The organism is Mesorhizobium sp. CU3, from assembly GCF_006442965.1.
Lineage (GTDB): Bacteria > Pseudomonadota > Alphaproteobacteria > Rhizobiales > Rhizobiaceae > Mesorhizobium.
This window is the reverse complement of record NZ_VFWX01000017.1, coordinates 1-18,188: the sequence shown is the minus strand read 5'-3', so window position 1 is coordinate 18,188 and position 18,188 is coordinate 1. Positions and strand designations below refer to the sequence as shown.

Below are 18,188 nucleotides of genomic sequence, written 5' to 3'. Positions count from 1 at the left end.
GTCAGCGAACCGCCGCCAGGGCCGTTTCGACATCCTTCGCCAGCGGGATCGCCGGCTGCGCGCCGGGTTTCAGGCAGGCGAGCGAGCCGGCCGCGGCGGCGCGTGCCAGCGCCTGCGCGAGCGAGAGGCCCGACGACAGGCCAGCGCCGAAATAGCCGCAGAAAGTGTCGCCGGCGCCGACCGTGTCGACCGGGGTGATCTTCAGCGCCGGGACTGTAAGGAAATCGTCGGGCGTGGCGGCAAGCACGCCGTCGCCGCCGAGCGTGACGACGATGGCGCGACCGGTCTTTTGCGCATAGTCGCGCATGCGGGCAGGGCGGTCGCGCCCGGACAGCGCCAGCGCTTCGCCATAGAGGTCGAATTCGGTCTCGTTGGCGACGGCATAGTCGGCCTTGCCGACGAAGCTCGAAGCCTCCGCGCGGAACGGCGCGGTGTTGAGCACGCTGACGGCGCCGGCGGCGCGGGCCGCATCGAGCGTCGCCTCGACCGTCTGCAGCGGGATCTCGTGCTGCAGCAGCACGACGTCGCCCTTTTTCAGGAACGCCTTTGCGACATCGCCCGGCACGACGGAATCATTGGCGCCCGGCACCACGGCGATGACATTCTCGCCGTCGGCGCCGACCAGGATCAGCGCCGTTCCGGTCGAGGCGAAGCTCTGGCCGACGCCGGAGAGATCGACATTGCCGGCCTTGAGCAGCGCCAGCGCGTCGCCAGCGAAGCTGTCCCTCCCGACCGCGCCGACCATGCGCACCGGCACGCCGGCGCGGGCGGCCGCCAGCGCCTGGTTGGCGCCCTTGCCGCCCGGCGTGGTGGCGAAGCCGGAGCCGCGCACCGTCTCGCCGGGCTCCGGCAAGCGGTCGACATTGGCGATGAGGTCGAGGTTGATCGAGCCGACAACGATGATCAAGAAGAAGCCTCCCGGCGGAGCGGTCCGGCTTTCGGTCGAATGCCGACACTCCAAGTGTCTGCTTTAACAAAATGATTGCGCAAAAGGCTAGCCGCAAAGGTCGTCGGGTGCCAGATCGTCAGGGGCCTTTGCGCGGCGCAGCCCACAGCTTCATTCGCAGCGTACCGTGACCGTGCCTTGGTAATTGCCCGCCGGGAAGATGCCGGGCGATTTCGTCGCGGTGAGATCGACCTGGATGGTGTGGGTGCCGTTGGTCACCCGCTGCGGCGAGCTGCCCGGCACATCCAGGCCCGAGCCGTCGAGGCGGTAGACGGTGGCGAAGGTGACGTTGGTGTCGCCGCCGCTCGGCGCCGAGGTGAAGGCGATCGGCGCCGGCGCGGAGACAGTATAACAATCTAGCAGGTTCAGGATCGAACACAGGGTCGAGTTCGCGGTGATGGTGGCGCCGGCGCTCGATCCGCCGGGCTGCTTGGAGCCGAGGATGTTGATGGCGGGGTTCGATTTCATCGTTCCCGATGCGCCGATCATGATCGTGCAGGTGCCGATGATCGCGGCCTGCGCCGGGAGGCACAGGCCGGCAAGCGCCGCCGCCGCGAACAGCGCGCGGCTATTTCCGCTTCTTTTTCTTTGCATTGCCGGTCGTGCCTCTGATCGTCCAGCCTTCGTTGGCCCATCCTGCTGATTTGACCTGGGCCGCGCCGGCTTGCGCAGCGTTGACCTGAGGTGCGCCAGCCTGGGGCGCGGAACCCTGGGGCGTGGCGGCGGCCACACTCCCCGTCGTCTGGCCGTCGGCGCCAAGGCCCATTTTGAGAAGCTTCAATTCAAGCTGCAGACGCTCCACTTCCAACTCGTAGAGTCGACTGCAATCGACGCGTTTCGGCGTCCGGCCGATCGGGATCACCACGCGGCCATAGGTGGCGATGTCGCTGCTTGCCTGGTTGCTCGAGTTGTTGCCGCGGATGATGCCGAGGTCGAGATAGGCGCCGCTGCCGGAAACGGCCGAGCGGCAGGTCGTGCCGTCGCTGGCATGAACCTCGTCCTGGCCCTGGGGCAGGCTGACGCCGGGCAGGCTGAAACCCGTCTGGTTCTGGTTCAGGTTCAGGATATCCTCGGCAAGCCCCTGACTTACGAAAGCCAGGACGGGCAGCAGGGATAGGGTCAGAACCTGCGATGCCCGAAGAACTTTCCGCATATCTGTGCCCTTATCTGGGTCTGCTCGCTTGGAAAGGGGATGCTCTCGGTACAGATACGCACTTTACGCTCGTTCGCGCCGTCGAACGGGACCACCACCAAGACGGGGCGCGACGCCTGGCCGGCCAGAAGAAAGGCGCTCGGCGTGATCTTGGCCGCGACCGGCTCGAAATTCTGGTCGTAGACATGAACCTCGACGCGTATGCGCTGGTTGTACGGATTGCCCGGGAAAACGCGCACGGCAAAGGCGTCGGTGAAGGACCGCACCTCGCCGCGCATCGGCGTCATCGATTGGCTCGTCGCCGCAACAGGTGACAGCGCGGTAGTCAGGCCTGCCGCCAGAATTGCAATCGTTCTCAAGGATCGCTCCTTTCCCTAGAGCGTTTCATGGAACCGATGAAACGCTCTATCCCTTTGTTTTTACGCAGTTCCGGGCGGAAGACCGATCATACTTTTCCTGGAACTGTTTTAGAGGACTATTCGCAGCGCAGCGTCACCGTTGCCTGGTAGTTGCCGGCGGAGAAGCGGTTCGTGCCGCTCTTGGTGCCGGCGAGATTGACCGCGACCGTCGATGTGCCGGGCACGGTCAGCGCGGTCGCGGTGCCGGTCTCGGCGATGGTCTGCGCGCCGGTGGTGGCGAAGGTCGGCGTCCAGGTGGTGGCTGTGACGTCGCTGGTCGGCACGGTCGTGGTCGTCACCGGGTCGACGCTGAGCTGGACGCCGCCGGTGGTGTCGACCTGCGCGCTGCCGGCCGAGCCGCCGGCATTGTGCGAGCTCAGCGACTGCAGATTGCTGCTGACGGTCATCGTGCCGTTGGAATTCACCGTGATCGTGCAGGTCGCGGTGATCGTGCCGTTAAACAATACGTTTCCGGTGGCGGCCGATGCTTGATGGCCGGTGCAGGCGGCCAGCAAGCCAGCGGCCGTGGCGGCGCGAAGGAACTTCATCGAGACCCCTCTTTCGAGCCGGATGATGCGGCTCAATCTAGGAGTCATCTTCCATTTATCGTGGTTAATTTAACGTTAAATGGGATATTGATCCCAAACAACTTCAAAGAAAACCGGCGATAACCATAGGTTGTCGCCGGTTGTATCTCGCCAATAAAACAGTTTACTTATTTGAGTTGTACCGAGTTATATTACGAAACACGGTTTTTCGCAATGGGATGCGAAAAAATCGATTGTTTCAGGACCCCACCTGTCCGGCCTCCCAACCGAGGATGGCGCGCTTGCGCGTCAGACCCCAGTGGTAGCCTGTCAGCGCGCCGGATTTGCCGAGCGCCCGGTGGCAGGGCACGACGAAGGACATCGGGTTGGCGCCGACCGCAGCGCCCACTGCGCGGCTTGCGGTCGGGTGGCCAATGCCCGCCGCGATCGAGGAATAGGTGCAGGCCTTGCCCATCGGGATGCGCAGCAGCGCTTCCCAGACGCGCAGCTGGAAATCGGTGCCGATCATTACCACCCGCAGCGGCTGGTCGGCGCGCCATTGGGTCGGGTCGAAGACCCGCGCCGCATAGGGTTGGGTGGCGGACATGTCCTCGACGTAATTGGCGTTCGGCCAACGGCCGGACATATCGGCGAAGGCCGCCCGCTCGCCGCCGGCATCGCAGAAGGCAAGGCCGGCGAGGCCGCGGTCGGTGACCATGACCAGCGCGATGCCGAAGGGCGAGATGTGGTAGCCGTAGCGGATGGTGAGGCCGGCGCCACGGGTCTTGTAATCGCCGGGCGACATCGCCTCATGGGTGACGAAGAGGTCGTGCAGCCGGCCGGGGCCGGACATGCCGAGCTCGAACGAGGTCTCCAGGAGCGGCATGCCGGAATCGAGCAGCCGGCGCGCATGGTCGAGCGTGACGGCTTGCAGAAAGGCTTTCGGCGACAGGCCTGCCCAACGGGTGAACAGTTTCTGCAGCCCGGTCGGCGTTTCGCCGACTTCCTCCGCCAGGGTTTCGAGAGAAGGCTGGTCGCGGTAGTCGAGGCTGATCTTCTCGATGGCGCGGCGCACGACGTCGTAGTCGCTGCCTTGCGGCGTGATGTCGTTCTGAAGGATCGCGGTCGGTTTCATCTGCCTATTCATGGTCATCTGAGCGTTCATGGCAATATCTCCTTGAGCCTGAATATCGGTCCTCCCGGGCTTTGCCTCCACCCGAAACTTGCCTTCCTCCAATAGGCCGGGGTCACGAAAGCGGATCGCCGCGAACAGGCAAAATCTGACGGGATAGGGAAGCCTGCTAAAGACCTCAGCGCGTCTTGGCAGTCGCCAGCGCGCGCGAAAAGGCAGTGGCAAAGCTCTCGCGGGAATCCGGATCGAGGAAGCCACCGATCGGCACGCTCTTGCCTTGCGCCTCCACCGCCATTCTGGTGATGCCGATCTCGGCATGGCGGGCGATCGAAAACCTGGTCCAGAACGGGTTGAAGCGATGCGCTTCCGACTTGCCGGACGGCGCCGTCTTGCGGATGTCGAGGCTGGTACGCGATACGGTGATTTCCTCGCGCGCACGGGCGGCGCGGTAATTGGCGCGGAAGGCGATGTAGACGGCGATGACGTCGAGACCGAAGAAGCCGAACACCGGCCAGGCGCCGTGCGACAGGAAGAAGGCGCCGGTGACGACCCAGCCGAACAGCAGCGCTCCCATCAGGATCAGGAAGCCGGTGCGGCCGAGCGAGCGGTGCGGCGTCAGCAGGGCCTGGAAAAATGGCTCGTCGGCTTCGAATGAGGCGTTTGTGTCGCTCATAAGGGACTATTATAGGAAGGGATATGGCGCCTCCCAAGTCCAAAAAATCCGCAACTGTCAAAAAGCCACAGCCGACCGCTTCGAGCGGCCGCGCAAGTGCGAGGCGACCGAGGAAGGGCGCGTCGCGCTGTCTCTACACGCCCGCCGAGGTGCATGAGATCTTCCGGCGCTTCTCGGTCCAGCGGCCGGAGCCGAAAGGCGAGCTCGACTATGTCAACGCCTTCACGCTTTTGGTGGCGGTTGTGCTGTCGGCGCAGGCGACGGATGCCGGCGTCAACAAGGCGACCAAGGCGCTGTTTCTAGCCGCCGACACGCCGACCAAGATGCTGGCGCTCGGCGAGGCCAAGGTCGGCGATCATATCCGCACCATCGGCCTGTGGCGCAACAAGGCCAAGAACGTGATCGCGCTGTCGAAAGCGCTGATCGACGACTATGGCGGTGAGGTGCCGCAGGAACGCGACGAATTGGTGAAGCTGCCGGGCGTCGGGCGCAAGACCGCCAATGTCGTGCTCAACGTCGCGTTCGGCCAGCACACAATGGCGGTCGACACGCATATCTTTCGCATCGGCAACCGGATCGGGCTGGCGCCTGGCAAGACGCCGGAACAGGTCGAGGAAGGGCTGCTGAAAGTCATCCCGGACGAATTCATGCGCCATGCCCATCACTGGCTGATCCTGCATGGCCGCTATGTCTGCAAGGCGCGCAAGCCCGACTGTCCGGCCTGTGTCATCGCCGACATCTGCAAGTCGCCCGAGAAGACCACTGACGTGCCGGCGCCGCTGGTGGAGATTGCGCCGTTGAAGGAGACGGCTGCGGTCGGGGTTTAGGGTCTTTTTCGCGCAATTCCGGACGGAAAATCGCTACACACTTTTCCTGGAATTGCTTCAGTAACCGTAGCCGCGCGCCATGGCCGCGGCGAAGATCGGAATGAGCAGGAAGATGGCGCCCTCGGCGCGGACATAGTTCTTCACCGAGGCCAGCTCCGCGGCCGGCACGGAGAAGGACGGATTGCCGCTCGCTTGGCGGCTCCAGGAGATGAAGCGGATGGTCGGCACGATGGACAACAGGCCGACAATGGCGAAGGCTGCCATCTTGGCCCAGAACACCCAATTGTAGACGTAGAATTCCCAGCCTTTGAGGCCATAGAAGACACGGCAGATGCCGACGACGACGATCAGCGCGGCGATGATGCCGTAGTGGCGATCGATGCCGGCAAGGCGCTTGAGCGTCGCCGCCCCCAGATCGCCGCGCACCAGCACGAACTCGGCGCCGATGATGCCGGCCAGCGAGAACACCAGGAGGTGATGGACTATCGCCAGCAGAAGGTCGGTGGTGTCCATGCTTCTCCTCCGGTCGAAGTGCCGTGCCCGGTCCGCAACCTAGCATCGTCGGGCGAAAAGCCCATAGCGACGCTGGGTGCGGTTAGCGCCATCTCCTGACAGTCCGCTGCCCGCGCTGGGAGATGCATCGTGCCGTTCTGGCCCTTGCTCGAACGGGACGGTTTGCTAAGCGCTGCCGCCTCAACGAGGAAATGCCATGAGCATCAAAAAGGAAACCGGCGTGCCGATCCTGGAAACGGCGCGCACGATTCTGCGGCCGCACAGGCTGGACGATTTCGACACCTATGCCGCCATGTGGGCGGAGCCCGGCGTCACCCGTTTCATCGGCGGCAAGCCGCGCACGCGCGAGGAAAGCTGGATGCGCTTTCTGCGCCATGCCGGCCTGTGGTCGCTGATCGGCTACGGTTTCTGGGCGATAGAGGACAAGGCTACGCGGCGCTTCATCGGCGAGGCCGGCTTTCACGATCTGAAGCGCGAGATCGAACCTTCGCTCGAAGGCATTCCGGAAGCAGGCTGGGCGCTGGCTTCGGTTGCGCATGGGCAAGGCATGGCCAGCGAAGTCGTCGCACGGATCGTCGCCTGGGCCGACGAGACGTTCGGTCCGGCGAAAACCGTTTGCATCATCGATCCCGATAACGGCGCTTCGCTGAGGGTTGCCAAGAAGAACGGTTACCGCGAGACGCTGCGCACCACCTATCATGAAAAGCCGACGATCCTGCTGGAGCGCCAGGCGGGCGGAAGCGTGTGATTTGGAGCCTCGCGGGCGTGGTGATTCAGCGCTTGGCCTTGGTCTTGTTGAGCGTCACGGCGGCCCGGACCAGCGCCTTCAGCGCGTCCTCCTTGATCGCTTCGCCTTCATGGAAGTCGATGGCGCGCCTGGTGTTGCCTTCGAGGCTCGAATTGAAGAGTTTCTCGTGATCCGGCAGCGCCGCGCCCTTGGCGAAAGTCAGCTTGACGACGGCCTTGTAGGTCTCGCCGGTGCAGATCATGCCGGCATCCTCCCAAACCGGCACGCCGCGCCATTTCCATGTCTCGATCGCCTCCGGCGCGGCTTGCCTGATCAGGGCGCGGAGCCGGGCAAGCATCTCGCCGCGCCAGTCGCCCAGCTCCTTGATCCTGCCATCGATCAGCTCGGAAGGAGACTTGCCGTCGTCGCTTGTGCTCATGTCCTGGTTTTCCTTCGCTTCTGAATGGAAGATGGCCACCGTGCCCCTTCGCGGGGAACCGCGCTTGATCTTTCGTGCGTTCACATCCGTTCGCCGGGCAGCCGGCTCGCCTGCTTCACCCAGGCGGTGAACTGGGCTTCATCCAGTGCGCCGTCCTCGTGGATGTGAAGGTAGCGCGTGTCCTTGCTCTTGGATGGAACCGGCGGCGCCGGGTCCAGCATCAGGCCGCGAAAGAACGCCACCTTGATGTATTTGGCAAAGCAATGGATGCCGAGGAACCATCCCTCGCCGTCCATGCCGTAAAACGGCGAGTTCCATTTCACCGCCTTTTGCACTTCCGGAACGGCCTTTGTTATCAGCTGGTCGAGCCGGCGTCCGACCTCGCTTTTCCAGCCGGGCATGGCCGCGATATAGGCCTGCACCGGCGCGTCGCCATAGCCCTTGGCGATCTGCGGGTTGCCGCCCGACAACAGGACGGGCTTTGCTGTCGCGCCCTCCGTCGATTTCGCCTTCGCCATCAGGCCGGTCCCTTCCGCTCGTGCGCCGCATCGCCGCGCGACCTCGCCACATAGGGCAGCACGAACATATAGAGGCCGGAGAACAGCAAGAGGAAGAGCGGGATCAACGGCGAATAGACGATCCAGGCCGGCGGCGGGCCGAAGGCCATGGCGGCAAAATTCGCGATGACGGTGATGGTGAAGATGATCGACAGCCAGCGATGAAGCTGCCTGGTCCACTTGCTCCAGTCCAATGCTTCCTCCTTTGCAGAATGCCCAAATGGATCGACGATTCACCAGCGCGCCAGCTGCGAAAGCTGAATGAGATTGCCGCAGGTGTCGTTGAGTTGCGCGATTGTGGCGCCGGTCACTTCGGTCGGCGTCATGGCGAAGCTGCCGCCATTGGCCTTGATGCGCTCGTGATCGCCCTTGATGTCGTCGGTGAACAGCATCAGCGCCGGCTGGCCCTGCTTGAAAATGGCCTGCTGGTAGGTTTTCGCCGCCGGATTGTCGTTGAGCGCCAGCTGCAGTTCGGTGCCGTCTGGATCGTCGGGCGCGGTGACGGTCAGCCAGCGAAACGGCCCGTTGGTGAAGTCGGCCTTCTTGGTGAAGCCCAGCACGCCGGTGTAGAAGCCGAGGGCTTTCTCCTGGTCGTCGACATAGATGCTGGTCAGCTTGATCTTCATTTGTCATTCCTCCATTGCTTGCGCCTGCGGTGCGCCGCTCCGCCAGGACCTGTGTCTGTCTTTTGAGCCTTTGCGCGGACTTCACTCGAGCCGCGAAAGCAGTTCTTCCAGGGCCGCGAAGTAGCGCTTCCAGCCCACCGTGGCGCCGCGATAATATGGCTCCTGATCCGTGCGGAAGCCGACCTGTTCCATGCGCAGACGGGTGCCGGCACCGGTCGGCGTCAGCGTCCAGGTAATCACGCTTTCGAGGTCTTTTGTGTCCCAGCTGTAGGACAGCGACTTGTTGGGTTCGACCGTCCGCACCTGGCAGTCGACGCTGCCCCAGTCGGCGCTGACGTTGAAACGGTGATCCACCACCGGCTTGAAATTGTTCTTCATCAGCCACTCCTCGATAAGATGTGGCTGGGTGAGCGCGCGCCAGATCTTTTCCGGCGGGAAGGGGATCTCGCGCTCGACGACGACGGAGCGCGCTACGGCCTCATTCATTGGTCCATCCTTTTGAGCAGGTCCTCGAGGTCGTCGAAGCGGCTTTCCCAAAACCCCGCCATCTCGCGCGTCCAGTCCATCAGCGGCGACAGCGCGCTAAGCTGGGCGCTGTAATGCGTCTGGCGGCCCTCATGGCGGTCGCGCACCAGCCCGGCCTCCTTGAGCACGCCGAGGTGTTTCGACACCGCCGGCTGCGACACGCCGGCCTGCGCGGTCAGCGCGCCGACCGTCTGCTCGCCCTGCCGGCACAGGCGCTCGAAAATGGCGCGCCTTGTCGGATCGGCAAGTGTCCTGAACAGCACATCGTGCGAGGCCGACATCTCAATCGATAACCCGTTGGCTATTGATTGACGTATAACCATTGGGATATATGTGAGTCAAGCAGAAAGCTGGAGCGGTGCATGATCCTCGTAACCGGAGCCACAGGCCATATCGGTCGCAGCGTTGTTTGCAGGTTGGCAGCGCGCGGCCGCGAGGTGGTCGCGATGGTCCGGAACATCGATGCCGCGCGTCGCCGGCTGCCCGCCAAGATTCCGCTGCGTGTTGGCGATTACGAGGACGTCGGCTCTCTACAAACTGCGTTTGATGGCGTCGATGTATTGGTCCTGATCTCAAGCGATGGCGAGGCAGACGCCGTGATGCGGCACCATGCCAACGCCATTGACGCGGCTGCTGCCCGTGGAGTCCGGCACATCGTGTTCACAAGCATCCTCGATGCCAGCGAGATGTCGACTTTCTACTTCGCCGATGTCTATCGGACCTCAGAGCACCAACTGGCGCATTGCGGCGTGCCTTCGACCGTTCTGGCATGCGGCCTCTACTCGGATTTCATTCTCGAACACTGGCTGCAGTCCGGTGTTGCATCGGGGGAACTCGCACTTCCCGCCAACCATGGTCAATTTGCGCCGATCTCGCGCGACGATGTTGCCGCTGCCATTGCATCCGTCGCCGCCAGACCGGAGAAATTTGGCGACATCCGGATGCTCACCGGGGATCGACTGCTGGATTTCGATGATGTCTGCGCCATCTATCGCGAGGTGAGCGGCAGGCCGCTGCGCTATCGCTCCTGCGCCATCGAGGAATATTTGACTGCAGCATCGGCCCGGCTCGACGAGCCCTGGCCCCGTGCCTTTGCAAGCCTGTGCGCCTCGATCGGCCACGGCGGCTACTGCTACACGGTGAACCATTTTGCAGGAATTACACGCCGCAAGCCGGAAAGCTTCCGCGATTTTCTCGTTCGAACACTATCGGGAATTCCGCCGGTCGACTTGCCGAGTTCTATCCTGAAACGTCCGCGTTGAGGCTCGCCACGTCCAGCATGAACGCATCCTCGCCGAAGGCGCGGGTGGCGCGGGCGGCGGCTTCGAGCAGCGGACGTTTCATGCGGCTGAGGAAGGCCGCGTCGACGCGGGTGCTCGGGCCGGCGAGTGTCAGTGCGCCGAGCAAGGCGCGCCCTGGCCCGAACACAGGCGCCGATATGCCCGCCGTCTGCGGATCGCGGTCGCCGATCGAGATGTAAGTGTAGGTCCTGCGGATCGTCTCATAAGGCTCGCCCGGTTCGCCGGAGAAGGCGGCAAGCACGCGGCCGCCTGAGCCGACGAGCAAGGGAAGCACATCGCCCTCGCGGATCGTGTAGCGGATCGGATGCTTCGATTCGACCCGGTAGAGACAAGTGCGCACATCGCCCGAGCGCACATAGAAGGCGACACTTTCCCAGCTTAGCTCGGACAGATCGCGCATGATCGGCAACAGGATGTCCATCGCCACGACGGAGCGCTGGTAGAGCGCGCCGAGCCTGAACGTGGCCGGCCCGACGCGGTAGCGGCCGTCGGCCAGCCGCTCCAGCAATTGACCGCGGATCAGCGAGTTGGCGAGCCGCAGGATCGTGCTCTTGTAGAGGCCGGTGCGGGCGGCGATCTCGGCAAGGCCGAGCGAGCGGTCGGCGGGGGTGAAGGCATTGAGGATGGCGATCGCCCGCTCGAGTGCGGCAACGCCGTCGGCCGATCTCGAAGCGGGAGGGGTGTCTGTCATTTCGCCGAAGGTTTCACTGTCGCGGTCCAATCCAGAGGACAGACTTTCCTTTGATTGTCTGCGTTCTGTCTAGCAGAATGGTATTCCTGTTGACAGAACTAAGTAACATTTGCTTGAACTCGATGTGAAGGCCCGTGATCGGACCTCGTCTTGGCAGGCACCGGAGGAGGGTGCCCGTGATCTGGAGGAATCCCATGCTGAACAGACGCAGATTTTTGACCGGTACGGCCGCGGCCGGCGCCGCCGGTTTCGCCGCCTTGCATTTCGCCCCCGCCTTCGCGCAGGACGCGCCGCAGGTGCAGATTTTCGTGCCTGCGGCGCCCGGCGGTGGGTGGGACCAGACGGCGCGCACCATCGATCAGGTGCTGCGCTCCGAAAAGCTGATCTCGGGCTCGCAGATCACCAATGTCGGCGGCGCCGGCGGCACGGTCGGCCTGCCGCAATTCGTCAACCAGTGGAAAGGCAAGGGCAATTCGCTGATGGTTGCCGGCATGGTCATGGTCGGCGCCATCATCGCCAACAAGGCGGCCAACAACCTCACCGAAGTGACGCCGATCGCGCGGCTAACCGGCGAGTTCGAGGCGCTGGTGGTGCCGGCGGAATCGCCGTTCAAGACGGCCGCCGATTTCGTCGCCGCGCTGAAGGCCGATCCGACCAAGGTTCCGGTCGCCGGCGGTTCGGCCGGCGGTTCCGACCACATCCTGTTCGGCCTGATCGCCAAGACCGCCGGCGTGCCGGCGGCGAACCTCTCCTATGTGCCGTTCGCCGGCGGCGGCGAGGCGCTGTCGGCGCTGCTCGGCAACCAGGTCGCGGCCGGCATCTCGGGCTATGGCGAATTCTCCGAACAGGTGAAGGCCGGTGCGCTGAGGCTGCTCGCCATCTCGGCCGACAAGCGCCAGGACGGCATCGACGCGCCGACGCTGAAAGAGGCGGGCATCGACGTGGAACTGTTCAACTGGCGCGGCGTCTTCGCGCCGCCCGGCGTCTCCGACGAGGACAAGGCGGCGATGATCAAGCTGGTCGAGACCATGGCCAAAAGCGACGCCTGGGCGGCCGAGTGCAAGAACCGCAACTGGACACCGATCCTGCTCACCGGCGACGACTACGCCAAATTCGTCACCGAAGACACGGCCCGTATCGGCGCCATCCTCAAGGATCTCGGCTTGGCCTGATCCCTCTCCACCGGGTCGCGGAGGCGGCACCGCCTCCGTGACGGCATGAACGGGCAGAACTGCGGCGATGCCGGCGGTGCGATGCCGGCCATCCGGGGAGGAGATCCATGAGCGTGAGCGACCAGCAGGCGTCACCGGCGCGCCTTGCCATACCCGAACTTCTCATCGGCGTCGGGCTGCTGGCCTGCGCCGGCGCCGTCGCCTGGCAGACGCTGGCGATCCCTGTTTCGCCGCTCTATTCCAAGGTCGGCCCGACGGTTTTTCCCTATATCACCATGGCCGGGATGATCGTGCTTTCGCTGCTGCTCATCCTCGCCGCCATCCGCGGCGGCTGGCAGCCGGAGGAAGAAAAGGAAACGCCGACCGACTGGAAGGCGATGGGCCTGGTGGCGGCGGGCCTCGTCGCCAACCTGGTGCTCATCCAGCCGCTCGGCTTTACCCTCGCTTCGACAGTGATGTTCGTGCTGATCTGTTTCGGCTTCGGCAGCCGGCACCCGCTGCGCGATGCGCTGCTTGGCCTGGTGCTGGCGCTTGCCGCCTATTTCGGCTTCGCCAAGGCGCTCGGCGTCAACATTGGGGCCGGCCTGATCGAGAATGAGCTCAATGTGCTGATCAGCGCCGTGTTCGGCGGCAAGGGGAGCTGAGACCATGGACACGCTCAGCCATCTCGCAAATGGATTCGCGGTCGCGTTCACGCCGACCAATTTGTTGTGGTGCCTGGTCGGCACGACGCTCGGCACCGCCATCGGCGTGCTGCCCGGCCTCGGGCCGGCGCTGACCATCGCGCTGTTGTTGCCGATCACCTATCAGGTGGCGCCCGAAGCTTCGTTCATTTTGTTTGCCGGCATCTATTATGGCGCCATGTATGGCGGCTCGACGACGTCGATCCTGCTCAACACGCCGGGCGAGAGCGCCACAATCGTCACCGCCCTAGAAGGCAACCGCATGGCGCGTTCGGGACGCGGGGGTGCCGCGCTTGCCACCTCGGCGATCGGCTCCTTCGTCGCCGGCACCATCGGCACGCTGGGTGTCGCGTTCCTGGCGCCCACCGTGGTCAAATACGCGCTGAAGTTCGGGCCGGCCGAGTATTTCTCGCTGATGGTGCTGGCCTTCATCACCGTCTCGGCGGTGCTCGGCTCGTCGTCGGTGCGCGGGCTGACCAGCCTGTTTGCCGGCTTCGTCATCGGCATGATCGGCGTCGACCTGCAGACCGGACAGCCGCGCTTCACCTTCGGCACCGCCGAACTGCTCGACGGCGTCGACGTCATCATCGTCGCGGTCGGCCTGTTCGCGGTCGGCGAGACACTCTACATGGCCTCGCGGCGCTATGCCGGCAAGGACGAGATCGTGCCGCTGAAAGGTTCGCTCTACATGACGGCGGCCGAATGGGCGCGTTCGTGGAAAGCATGGCTGCGTGGCGCCGCAATCGGCTTCCCGATCGGCGCGATGCCGGCCGGCGGCGCCGAGATCCCGACCTTCCTGTCCTATGCGATCGAAAAGAAGCTTTCGAAGCACAAGGAGGAGTTCGGCACGGTCGGCGCCATCGAAGGCGTCGCCGGACCGGAGGCGGCCAACAATGCGTCGGCCGCCGGCGTGCTGGTGCCGATGCTGACGCTCGGCCTGCCGACCTCGGCGACGGCGGCGATCATGCTGTCGGCCTTCCAGAGCTACGGCATCAATCCGGGACCGCTGCTGTTGACGACGCAGGCCAATCTGGTCTGGGGCCTGATCGCCAGCCTGTTCATCGCCAACGTCATCCTCGTCGTCCTCAACCTGCCACTGATCGGCCTTTGGGTGCGGCTCTTGAAGATCCCGGCGCCGCAGCTCTATGCCGGCATCCTGGTGTTCGCCACCGTCGGCACCTATGGCATCTCGCAGTCGCCGATCGACCTCGTCATCCTCTATCTGCTCGGCGCGGCCGGCTTCCTGATGCGGCGCTTCGATTTTCCGACTGCGCCGGTGATCATCGGCATGATCCTGGGGCCGCTGGCCGAGACACAGTTTCGCCGGGCGATGACGATCGAAAACGGCGACTGGACGGTATTCTTCCGCCACCCGCTGTCGCTGACGTTGCTGACGCTGGCCTTCATCGGCCTCGCCGGGCCGCATATCTGGGCCTGGATCGAGCACCGGCGCAGGCGCGGGCCGGAGCATGTGCCGGGCGATGCCTGATTTATCATGACAGGCCTGCTTTCCGGTATCCGCGTCCTCGACCTCACCAATGTGCTGGCCGGCCCTTACTGCGCCTACCAGCTGGCGCTGCTCGGCGCCGACGTCATCAAGGTCGAGGCGCCGCCGGGCGGCGATCTGGCGCGCCAGCTCGGCGCTTCGGCGGAGCTCAACCAGGCCGGCATGGGGGCGTCCTTCCTGGCCCAGAACGCCGGCAAACGATCGGTCGTGCTCGACCTGAAGAGGGCGGAAGACCGCGAGCGTTTCCTCGATCTGGTCGCGACCGCCGACGCGCTGGTCGAGAATTTCCGTCCCGGTGTCATGGATCGGTTGGGGCTTGGCCATGAAAAGCTGAAGGACGTCCGGCCCGGCCTCATCTATTGCGCGATATCGGGTTTTGGCCAGACCGGGCCGATGCGCGGCAATCCGGCCTATGACCAGATCATCCAGGGCCTCTCGGGGATCATGAGCATCACCGGAACTCCGGAGACCGCGCCGTTACGCGTCGGCTATCCCGTCGCCGACACGCTTGGCGGGCTGGTCGGCGCCTTCGCCATTGCCGCGGCGCTGGTGCGGCAAAAGACCAGCGGCGAGGGCACCTTCCTCGACGTGTCGATGCTCGAATGCACGCTGTCGGCGCTCGGATGGCCGGTGTCGAATTATCTGACGGCAGGCGTCGAGCCGAAGCCGATGGGCAACGAGAACATGACGGCCGCGCCCTCGGGCGCTTTCCGCACCGGCGATGGCCTGCTCAACATAGCCGCCAACAAGCAGGAGCAGTTCGTCACGCTGTGCGGACTGATCGGCCGGCCGGACCTGGCTGCCGACCCGCGCTTTGCCGAGCGCGAAACGCGCAAACGGAACCGGGCCGCCTTGAAGATGCTGATCGAGGACGCGCTGGCCGGCGCTTCCGCCGCGAGCTGGGAAGAGAAGTTCAACCGTGCCGGGGTGCCGGCGGGGCGGGTGCTGACGATCCCGCAAGTGCTGGAGGAACACCAAGTCATCGAACGCGCCATGACGACCAGCTTCGAGAGCGTCGCCGGGATGGACCGGCCGCTGACCGTGGTGCGCTGCGGCTTCATGGTCGATGGCGCGGCGCCTCAGCCGGCCGGGCCGCCGCCGCGTCTGGGCGAGCATATGGATGAGGTCTTCGCCACACTGCCGGGGCGCGACAAATCGAGGGCGCGGGCATGAGCGGCGAGAAAAAGACCGGCCGCGAGCGCGCGGAGGAATGGTGGCAGACCTCCATCATCGAGATGCGGCCGGGTGTGATCCGGCTGCGCGGCTACGAGATCCAGGACCTGATCGGCCGCGTCAGCTTTCCGGCGATGATCTGGCTCATGCTGCGCGGCGAATTGCCGAGCGAGGAGCAGGCGGCATTGCTTGGCATTGCGCTGGGAGCCGCCGTCGATCACGGCCCACAGGCGCCGTCGATCGCCATTGCCCGCATGGCGGCGACCTGCGGCGTCGGCATCAACAACGCCATGGCGTCGGCCATCAACGTGCTTGGCGACGTGCATGGCGGCGCCGGCGAGCAGGCGCTTTCCTTCTATGGCGATGTTGCCGCGGCGATGGATGGCGGCGCCGGCCTGGCTGCGGCGGTGACGGCGCGGCTCGAGCGGTTTCTTGCCGAGGAGAAAGGCTATGTGCCGGGCCTCGGCCATCGCTTCCATCCGGTCGACCCGCGCGCGCCGCGCCTTCTTGAGCTGACACGGGAGTTCGCCGCGCGCGGGGTGGTCAGTGGACGCTTCGCCGACATAGCGCAGGCGATCGAGGCGGAAGTCGAGGCGCGCAAGGGCAAGAAAATCCCGCTCAACATCGACGGCGCCACCGCCGTCATCTATGGCGAGCTCGGCTTTCCGCCGGCGCTGACGCGCGGGCTCTTCGTGCTGTCGCGCTCGGTCGGCATCCTGGCGCATGCCTGGGAGCAGTCGCAGGAGAGCGACCGCAACAAGGGGCCGCTGCCCAGGGAATGGCTGTGGGCTTATACCGGCGCGCCGGTACGGCCTTTCCCGAACGACACTGAATAGAGTGGCAATCTATGCGGGGTCGGCTGCCGGATTCGTCAAATCCCTCAGCAGTGTCGACAGCTCCGGCTCGTCGATGAGCAGCGCGGCATCGGCAGGCGGCAGCCATGCGCGTTGACGGTTCGCGGCTTCCCGCCAGTCGGCCAGTTCCTCGGTCACTTCGAGCATATAGACCGCCACGTCGACGCGGATGAAACCGTTGGTCATGCGCTTCCAATAGGAATAGGCGCCGGCCGGCTGCTTCAGCGTCCTGCCCAGAACGCCGGCTTCTTCCTGGGCCTCGATCGCCGCCGCCTTGCGTCCGCTCTTGCCTTTCATCGGCCAGCCCTTGGGCACGATGAAACGCTTGGTCGTGCGTGAGGTGACCAGCAAGACCTCGAGGCCGCCGTCGCCGCGCAGACGAAACGGAATGGCCGCCACCTGGCGGATCCGTTGGCCTTTCTTGGCCTTGCGAACTGCTTTCTTCTTGGCTGTTGCCATCCCAAATTCCGGTGAGAGCAAGACCAGTGCCGTACGCTGTCCGCGCGCGGCAAAACTCCGGGCCCTAAGACCCCAAAACCACCGCCCTTGCAATCCGGCATTTCGCCTGCAAGTAAGTCGGCTAATAAACCGAAAAAACCGAATTGTCAGCGGCAGACACGCGAAATCGTGTTGCCTACGGTCTCCATGCGGCAGGTTTTACCTATAACCGGCACGTCAGGCTGGGGGTTTGGCGCGGTCTGCCGGTCCAACTCACGATAGAGTTGCTGCTGCTGCTGATATTGCTGCCGCTGCAACTGGTTCTGCAACTGCTGCAACTGGCCCTGCTGCACCAATGCGTTGCCATTGTTTGGTAAGACCACCTGGGCCGACACGCCAGGTGCCGTATACAGCAAGCCGGTGGCCGCGAGGGCGGCCATTGTCAGACGGAAATGCGACATCGTTTCCTTTGTCCGCATGAACGATAGAGCCTCATCCTAATATAGGACGTTCGACCAGCTCTGCCATGGTCAGTTGATCGATTGTCATACCAAAGAAAATCCGGCAGGTGCCCGCCATTGCACTTGACGGCAGCAGCGGTCGGCGGCTCTATCGCGCGGTTCCGCCCGTCCGCATGACTGGCCGGTTGGTCAAAAGGGAATTCGATGAAAAGCAGGTATAGGTTGACCATAGCGATGCTGGCCGTCGCGGGTATCGCAGCTCTGCCGGCATTCGCCGCGCAGAACAACAAGGGCGACAAGGTGGCCGCTCAACCGGCCGACGCCGCGGCCAAGCCGCAATTGCCGGGCGGCGCCTCGGCGCTGTCGGAAACCCATGGCGACTGGACGGTCAATTGCCAGATCACCGGCAGCAACAAGGTGTGCAGCCTGTCGCACCAGCAGTTCAACAAGCAGAGCGGCCAGCGGCTGCTCGCGATCGAATTGACGACCAAGACCGGCCAGGACGCCACCGGCACGCTGGCGCTACCCTTCGGGCTTGCCTTGGCCAACGGCATTTCGCTCGAGATCGACGACAAGAAGCTGGACGGCACGCTGCAGTTCAACACCTGCCAGGCGGTCGGCTGTCTGGTGCCGGTGACCTTCGACGCCGACACCACGCCGCTCTTGCAGAACGGCACCACGCTGAAGATAAACGCTACGGCGGCCGACACACAGCAGCCGATCGCCTTCACCATCTCGCTGAACGGCTTCGGCAGCGCGCTGGCGCGGACGGCGGATCTGTCGGCGGACTGATTACCGAATTGGTTTTCGAGTAGGGGGGGGGGGGGGGGGGGGGGGGGGGGGGGGGGGGGGGGGGGGGGGGGGG

26 protein-coding genes are annotated in these 18,188 nt (G+C 64.5%); 9 read left to right on the top strand and 17 right to left on the bottom strand.

The annotated features are described in order from the left end of the window. Position 1 precedes the first annotated feature (1 nt). From FJ988_RS23430 to FJ988_RS23400, 7 genes are all read right to left on the bottom strand, one after another. Positions 2 to 907, bottom strand: a complete 906-nt coding sequence (locus FJ988_RS23430; RefSeq protein ID WP_140820723.1) for a ribokinase — start codon at positions 905 to 907, stop codon at positions 2 to 4. Between the two features lie 150 nt (positions 908 to 1,057). After that, positions 1,058 to 1,540 (bottom strand): hypothetical protein, encoded by a 483-nt coding sequence (locus FJ988_RS23425; RefSeq protein ID WP_140820722.1) that lies wholly within the window; start codon positions 1,538 to 1,540, stop codon positions 1,058 to 1,060. Next, positions 1,515 to 2,099, bottom strand: coding sequence for a hypothetical protein (locus FJ988_RS23420; RefSeq protein ID WP_140820721.1), 585 nt, complete (start codon positions 2,097 to 2,099; stop codon positions 1,515 to 1,517). Before FJ988_RS23420 ends, FJ988_RS23425 begins: the two co-directional genes overlap by 26 nt. Continuing rightward, complete coding sequence (locus FJ988_RS23415; protein WP_348644332.1) at positions 2,066 to 2,386, bottom strand: hypothetical protein; 321 nt, start codon at positions 2,384 to 2,386, stop codon at positions 2,066 to 2,068. The genes FJ988_RS23420 and FJ988_RS23415 overlap by 34 nt, the downstream gene beginning before the upstream one ends. Before the next feature lie 188 nt (positions 2,387 to 2,574). Next, positions 2,575 to 3,045 carry a hypothetical protein gene (locus FJ988_RS23410; protein ID WP_140820719.1) on the bottom strand — a complete coding sequence of 157 codons (471 nt, stop codon included), beginning with the start codon at positions 3,043 to 3,045 and terminating at the stop codon, positions 2,575 to 2,577. A 238-nt stretch (positions 3,046 to 3,283) separates the two neighbouring features. Further along, positions 3,284 to 4,189, bottom strand: coding sequence for a bifunctional helix-turn-helix domain-containing protein/methylated-DNA--[protein]-cysteine S-methyltransferase (locus FJ988_RS23405; protein ID WP_140820718.1), 906 nt, complete (start codon positions 4,187 to 4,189; stop codon positions 3,284 to 3,286). Between the two features lie 145 nt (positions 4,190 to 4,334). After that, positions 4,335 to 4,829 (bottom strand): DUF2244 domain-containing protein, encoded by a 495-nt coding sequence (locus tag FJ988_RS23400; RefSeq protein ID WP_140820717.1) that lies wholly within the window; start codon positions 4,827 to 4,829, stop codon positions 4,335 to 4,337. A gap of 23 nt (positions 4,830 to 4,852) precedes the next feature. Here FJ988_RS23400 and nth point away from each other — a divergent pair, with 23 nt between their 5' ends. Then, on the top strand, positions 4,853 to 5,656 hold the full coding sequence (gene nth / locus FJ988_RS23395) for an endonuclease III (RefSeq protein WP_140820716.1): 804 nt from the start codon (positions 4,853 to 4,855) through the stop codon (positions 5,654 to 5,656). Positions 5,657 to 5,713: 57 nt separating this feature from the next. Here nth and FJ988_RS23390 read toward each other — a convergent pair whose 3' ends face one another. Then, positions 5,714 to 6,169: a DUF2214 family protein gene (locus tag FJ988_RS23390; RefSeq protein WP_140820715.1), complete on the bottom strand. Its 456-nt coding sequence runs from the start codon at positions 6,167 to 6,169 to the stop codon at positions 5,714 to 5,716. Between the two features lie 196 nt (positions 6,170 to 6,365). On the opposite strand from FJ988_RS23390, the gene FJ988_RS23385 reads away from it, so the two are divergent. Then, positions 6,366 to 6,917 (top strand): GNAT family N-acetyltransferase, encoded by a 552-nt coding sequence (locus FJ988_RS23385; protein WP_140820714.1) that lies wholly within the window; start codon positions 6,366 to 6,368, stop codon positions 6,915 to 6,917. Between the two features lie 25 nt (positions 6,918 to 6,942). Here FJ988_RS23385 and FJ988_RS23380 read toward each other — a convergent pair whose 3' ends face one another. The 6 genes from FJ988_RS23380 to FJ988_RS23355 form a co-directional block, all read right to left on the bottom strand. Further along, positions 6,943 to 7,335, bottom strand: a complete 393-nt coding sequence (locus tag FJ988_RS23380; RefSeq protein ID WP_140820713.1) for a DUF1801 domain-containing protein — start codon at positions 7,333 to 7,335, stop codon at positions 6,943 to 6,945. An 80-nt stretch (positions 7,336 to 7,415) separates the two neighbouring features. Continuing rightward, positions 7,416 to 7,853 (bottom strand): DUF1801 domain-containing protein, encoded by a 438-nt coding sequence (locus FJ988_RS23375; RefSeq protein WP_140820712.1) that lies wholly within the window; start codon positions 7,851 to 7,853, stop codon positions 7,416 to 7,418. After that, positions 7,853 to 8,086, bottom strand: a complete 234-nt coding sequence (locus tag FJ988_RS23370; RefSeq protein ID WP_140820711.1) for a hypothetical protein — start codon at positions 8,084 to 8,086, stop codon at positions 7,853 to 7,855. Before FJ988_RS23370 ends, FJ988_RS23375 begins: the two co-directional genes overlap by 1 nt. A 39-nt stretch (positions 8,087 to 8,125) precedes the next feature. Beyond that, a complete protein-coding gene (locus FJ988_RS23365) occupies positions 8,126 to 8,518 on the bottom strand; it encodes a VOC family protein (RefSeq protein ID WP_140820710.1) in 393 nt (130 codons plus the stop codon). A gap of 81 nt (positions 8,519 to 8,599) precedes the next feature. After that, positions 8,600 to 9,004 carry an SRPBCC domain-containing protein gene (locus tag FJ988_RS23360; protein ID WP_140820709.1) on the bottom strand — a complete coding sequence of 135 codons (405 nt, stop codon included), beginning with the start codon at positions 9,002 to 9,004 and terminating at the stop codon, positions 8,600 to 8,602. After that, entirely contained in the window at positions 9,001 to 9,324 is a 324-nt protein-coding gene (locus tag FJ988_RS23355; RefSeq protein WP_140820708.1) for a helix-turn-helix transcriptional regulator, read from the bottom strand. The genes FJ988_RS23360 and FJ988_RS23355 overlap by 4 nt, the downstream gene beginning before the upstream one ends. 81 nt (positions 9,325 to 9,405) lie before the next feature. On the opposite strand from FJ988_RS23355, the gene FJ988_RS23350 reads away from it, so the two are divergent. After that, positions 9,406 to 10,305 carry an NmrA family NAD(P)-binding protein gene (locus FJ988_RS23350; protein ID WP_140820707.1) on the top strand — a complete coding sequence of 300 codons (900 nt, stop codon included), beginning with the start codon at positions 9,406 to 9,408 and terminating at the stop codon, positions 10,303 to 10,305. On the opposite strand, the gene FJ988_RS23345 is transcribed toward FJ988_RS23350, so the two are convergent. Beyond that, positions 10,283 to 11,035 (bottom strand): IclR family transcriptional regulator, encoded by a 753-nt coding sequence (locus FJ988_RS23345; RefSeq protein ID WP_140820706.1) that lies wholly within the window; start codon positions 11,033 to 11,035, stop codon positions 10,283 to 10,285. The two genes, FJ988_RS23350 and FJ988_RS23345, sit on opposite strands and share 23 nt — an antisense overlap. 194 nt (positions 11,036 to 11,229) lie before the next feature. Here FJ988_RS23345 and FJ988_RS23340 point away from each other — a divergent pair, with 194 nt between their 5' ends. The 5 genes from FJ988_RS23340 to FJ988_RS23320 all read left to right on the top strand — a co-directional run bounded on the left by FJ988_RS23340 (position 11,230) and on the right by FJ988_RS23320 (position 16,406). Further along, a complete protein-coding gene (locus FJ988_RS23340) occupies positions 11,230 to 12,207 on the top strand; it encodes a tripartite tricarboxylate transporter substrate binding protein (protein ID WP_140820705.1) in 978 nt (325 codons plus the stop codon). A gap of 107 nt (positions 12,208 to 12,314) precedes the next feature. After that, positions 12,315 to 12,851, top strand: coding sequence for a tripartite tricarboxylate transporter TctB family protein (locus tag FJ988_RS23335; RefSeq protein WP_140820704.1), 537 nt, complete (start codon positions 12,315 to 12,317; stop codon positions 12,849 to 12,851). A 4-nt stretch (positions 12,852 to 12,855) separates the two neighbouring features. Beyond that, a complete protein-coding gene (locus tag FJ988_RS23330; RefSeq protein WP_140820703.1) occupies positions 12,856 to 14,379 on the top strand; it encodes a tripartite tricarboxylate transporter permease in 1,524 nt (507 codons plus the stop codon). A gap of 6 nt (positions 14,380 to 14,385) precedes the next feature. Further along, entirely contained in the window at positions 14,386 to 15,570 is a 1,185-nt protein-coding gene (locus FJ988_RS23325; protein WP_140820702.1) for a CaiB/BaiF CoA-transferase family protein, read from the top strand. Then, the gene (locus tag FJ988_RS23320; RefSeq protein WP_140820701.1) at positions 15,567 to 16,406 is read left to right on the top strand and encodes a citryl-CoA lyase; all 840 of its coding nucleotides are present in this window, start codon (positions 15,567 to 15,569) and stop codon (positions 16,404 to 16,406) included. Before FJ988_RS23325 ends, FJ988_RS23320 begins: the two co-directional genes overlap by 4 nt. Before the next feature lie 9 nt (positions 16,407 to 16,415). Here the strand turns inward: FJ988_RS23320 and FJ988_RS23315 are convergent, their stop codons facing one another. Both FJ988_RS23315 and FJ988_RS23310 read right to left on the bottom strand, forming a co-directional pair. Beyond that, on the bottom strand, positions 16,416 to 16,883 hold the full coding sequence (locus FJ988_RS23315) for an NUDIX hydrolase (RefSeq protein ID WP_140820700.1): 468 nt from the start codon (positions 16,881 to 16,883) through the stop codon (positions 16,416 to 16,418). Between the two features lie 146 nt (positions 16,884 to 17,029). After that, positions 17,030 to 17,323, bottom strand: a complete 294-nt coding sequence (locus tag FJ988_RS23310) for a hypothetical protein (RefSeq protein WP_181183646.1) — start codon at positions 17,321 to 17,323, stop codon at positions 17,030 to 17,032. Between the two features lie 204 nt (positions 17,324 to 17,527). Here FJ988_RS23310 and FJ988_RS23305 point away from each other — a divergent pair, with 204 nt between their 5' ends. After that, positions 17,528 to 18,115 (top strand): invasion associated locus B family protein, encoded by a 588-nt coding sequence (locus FJ988_RS23305; protein ID WP_140820699.1) that lies wholly within the window; start codon positions 17,528 to 17,530, stop codon positions 18,113 to 18,115. The last annotated feature ends 73 nt before the right edge of the window (positions 18,116 to 18,188 follow it).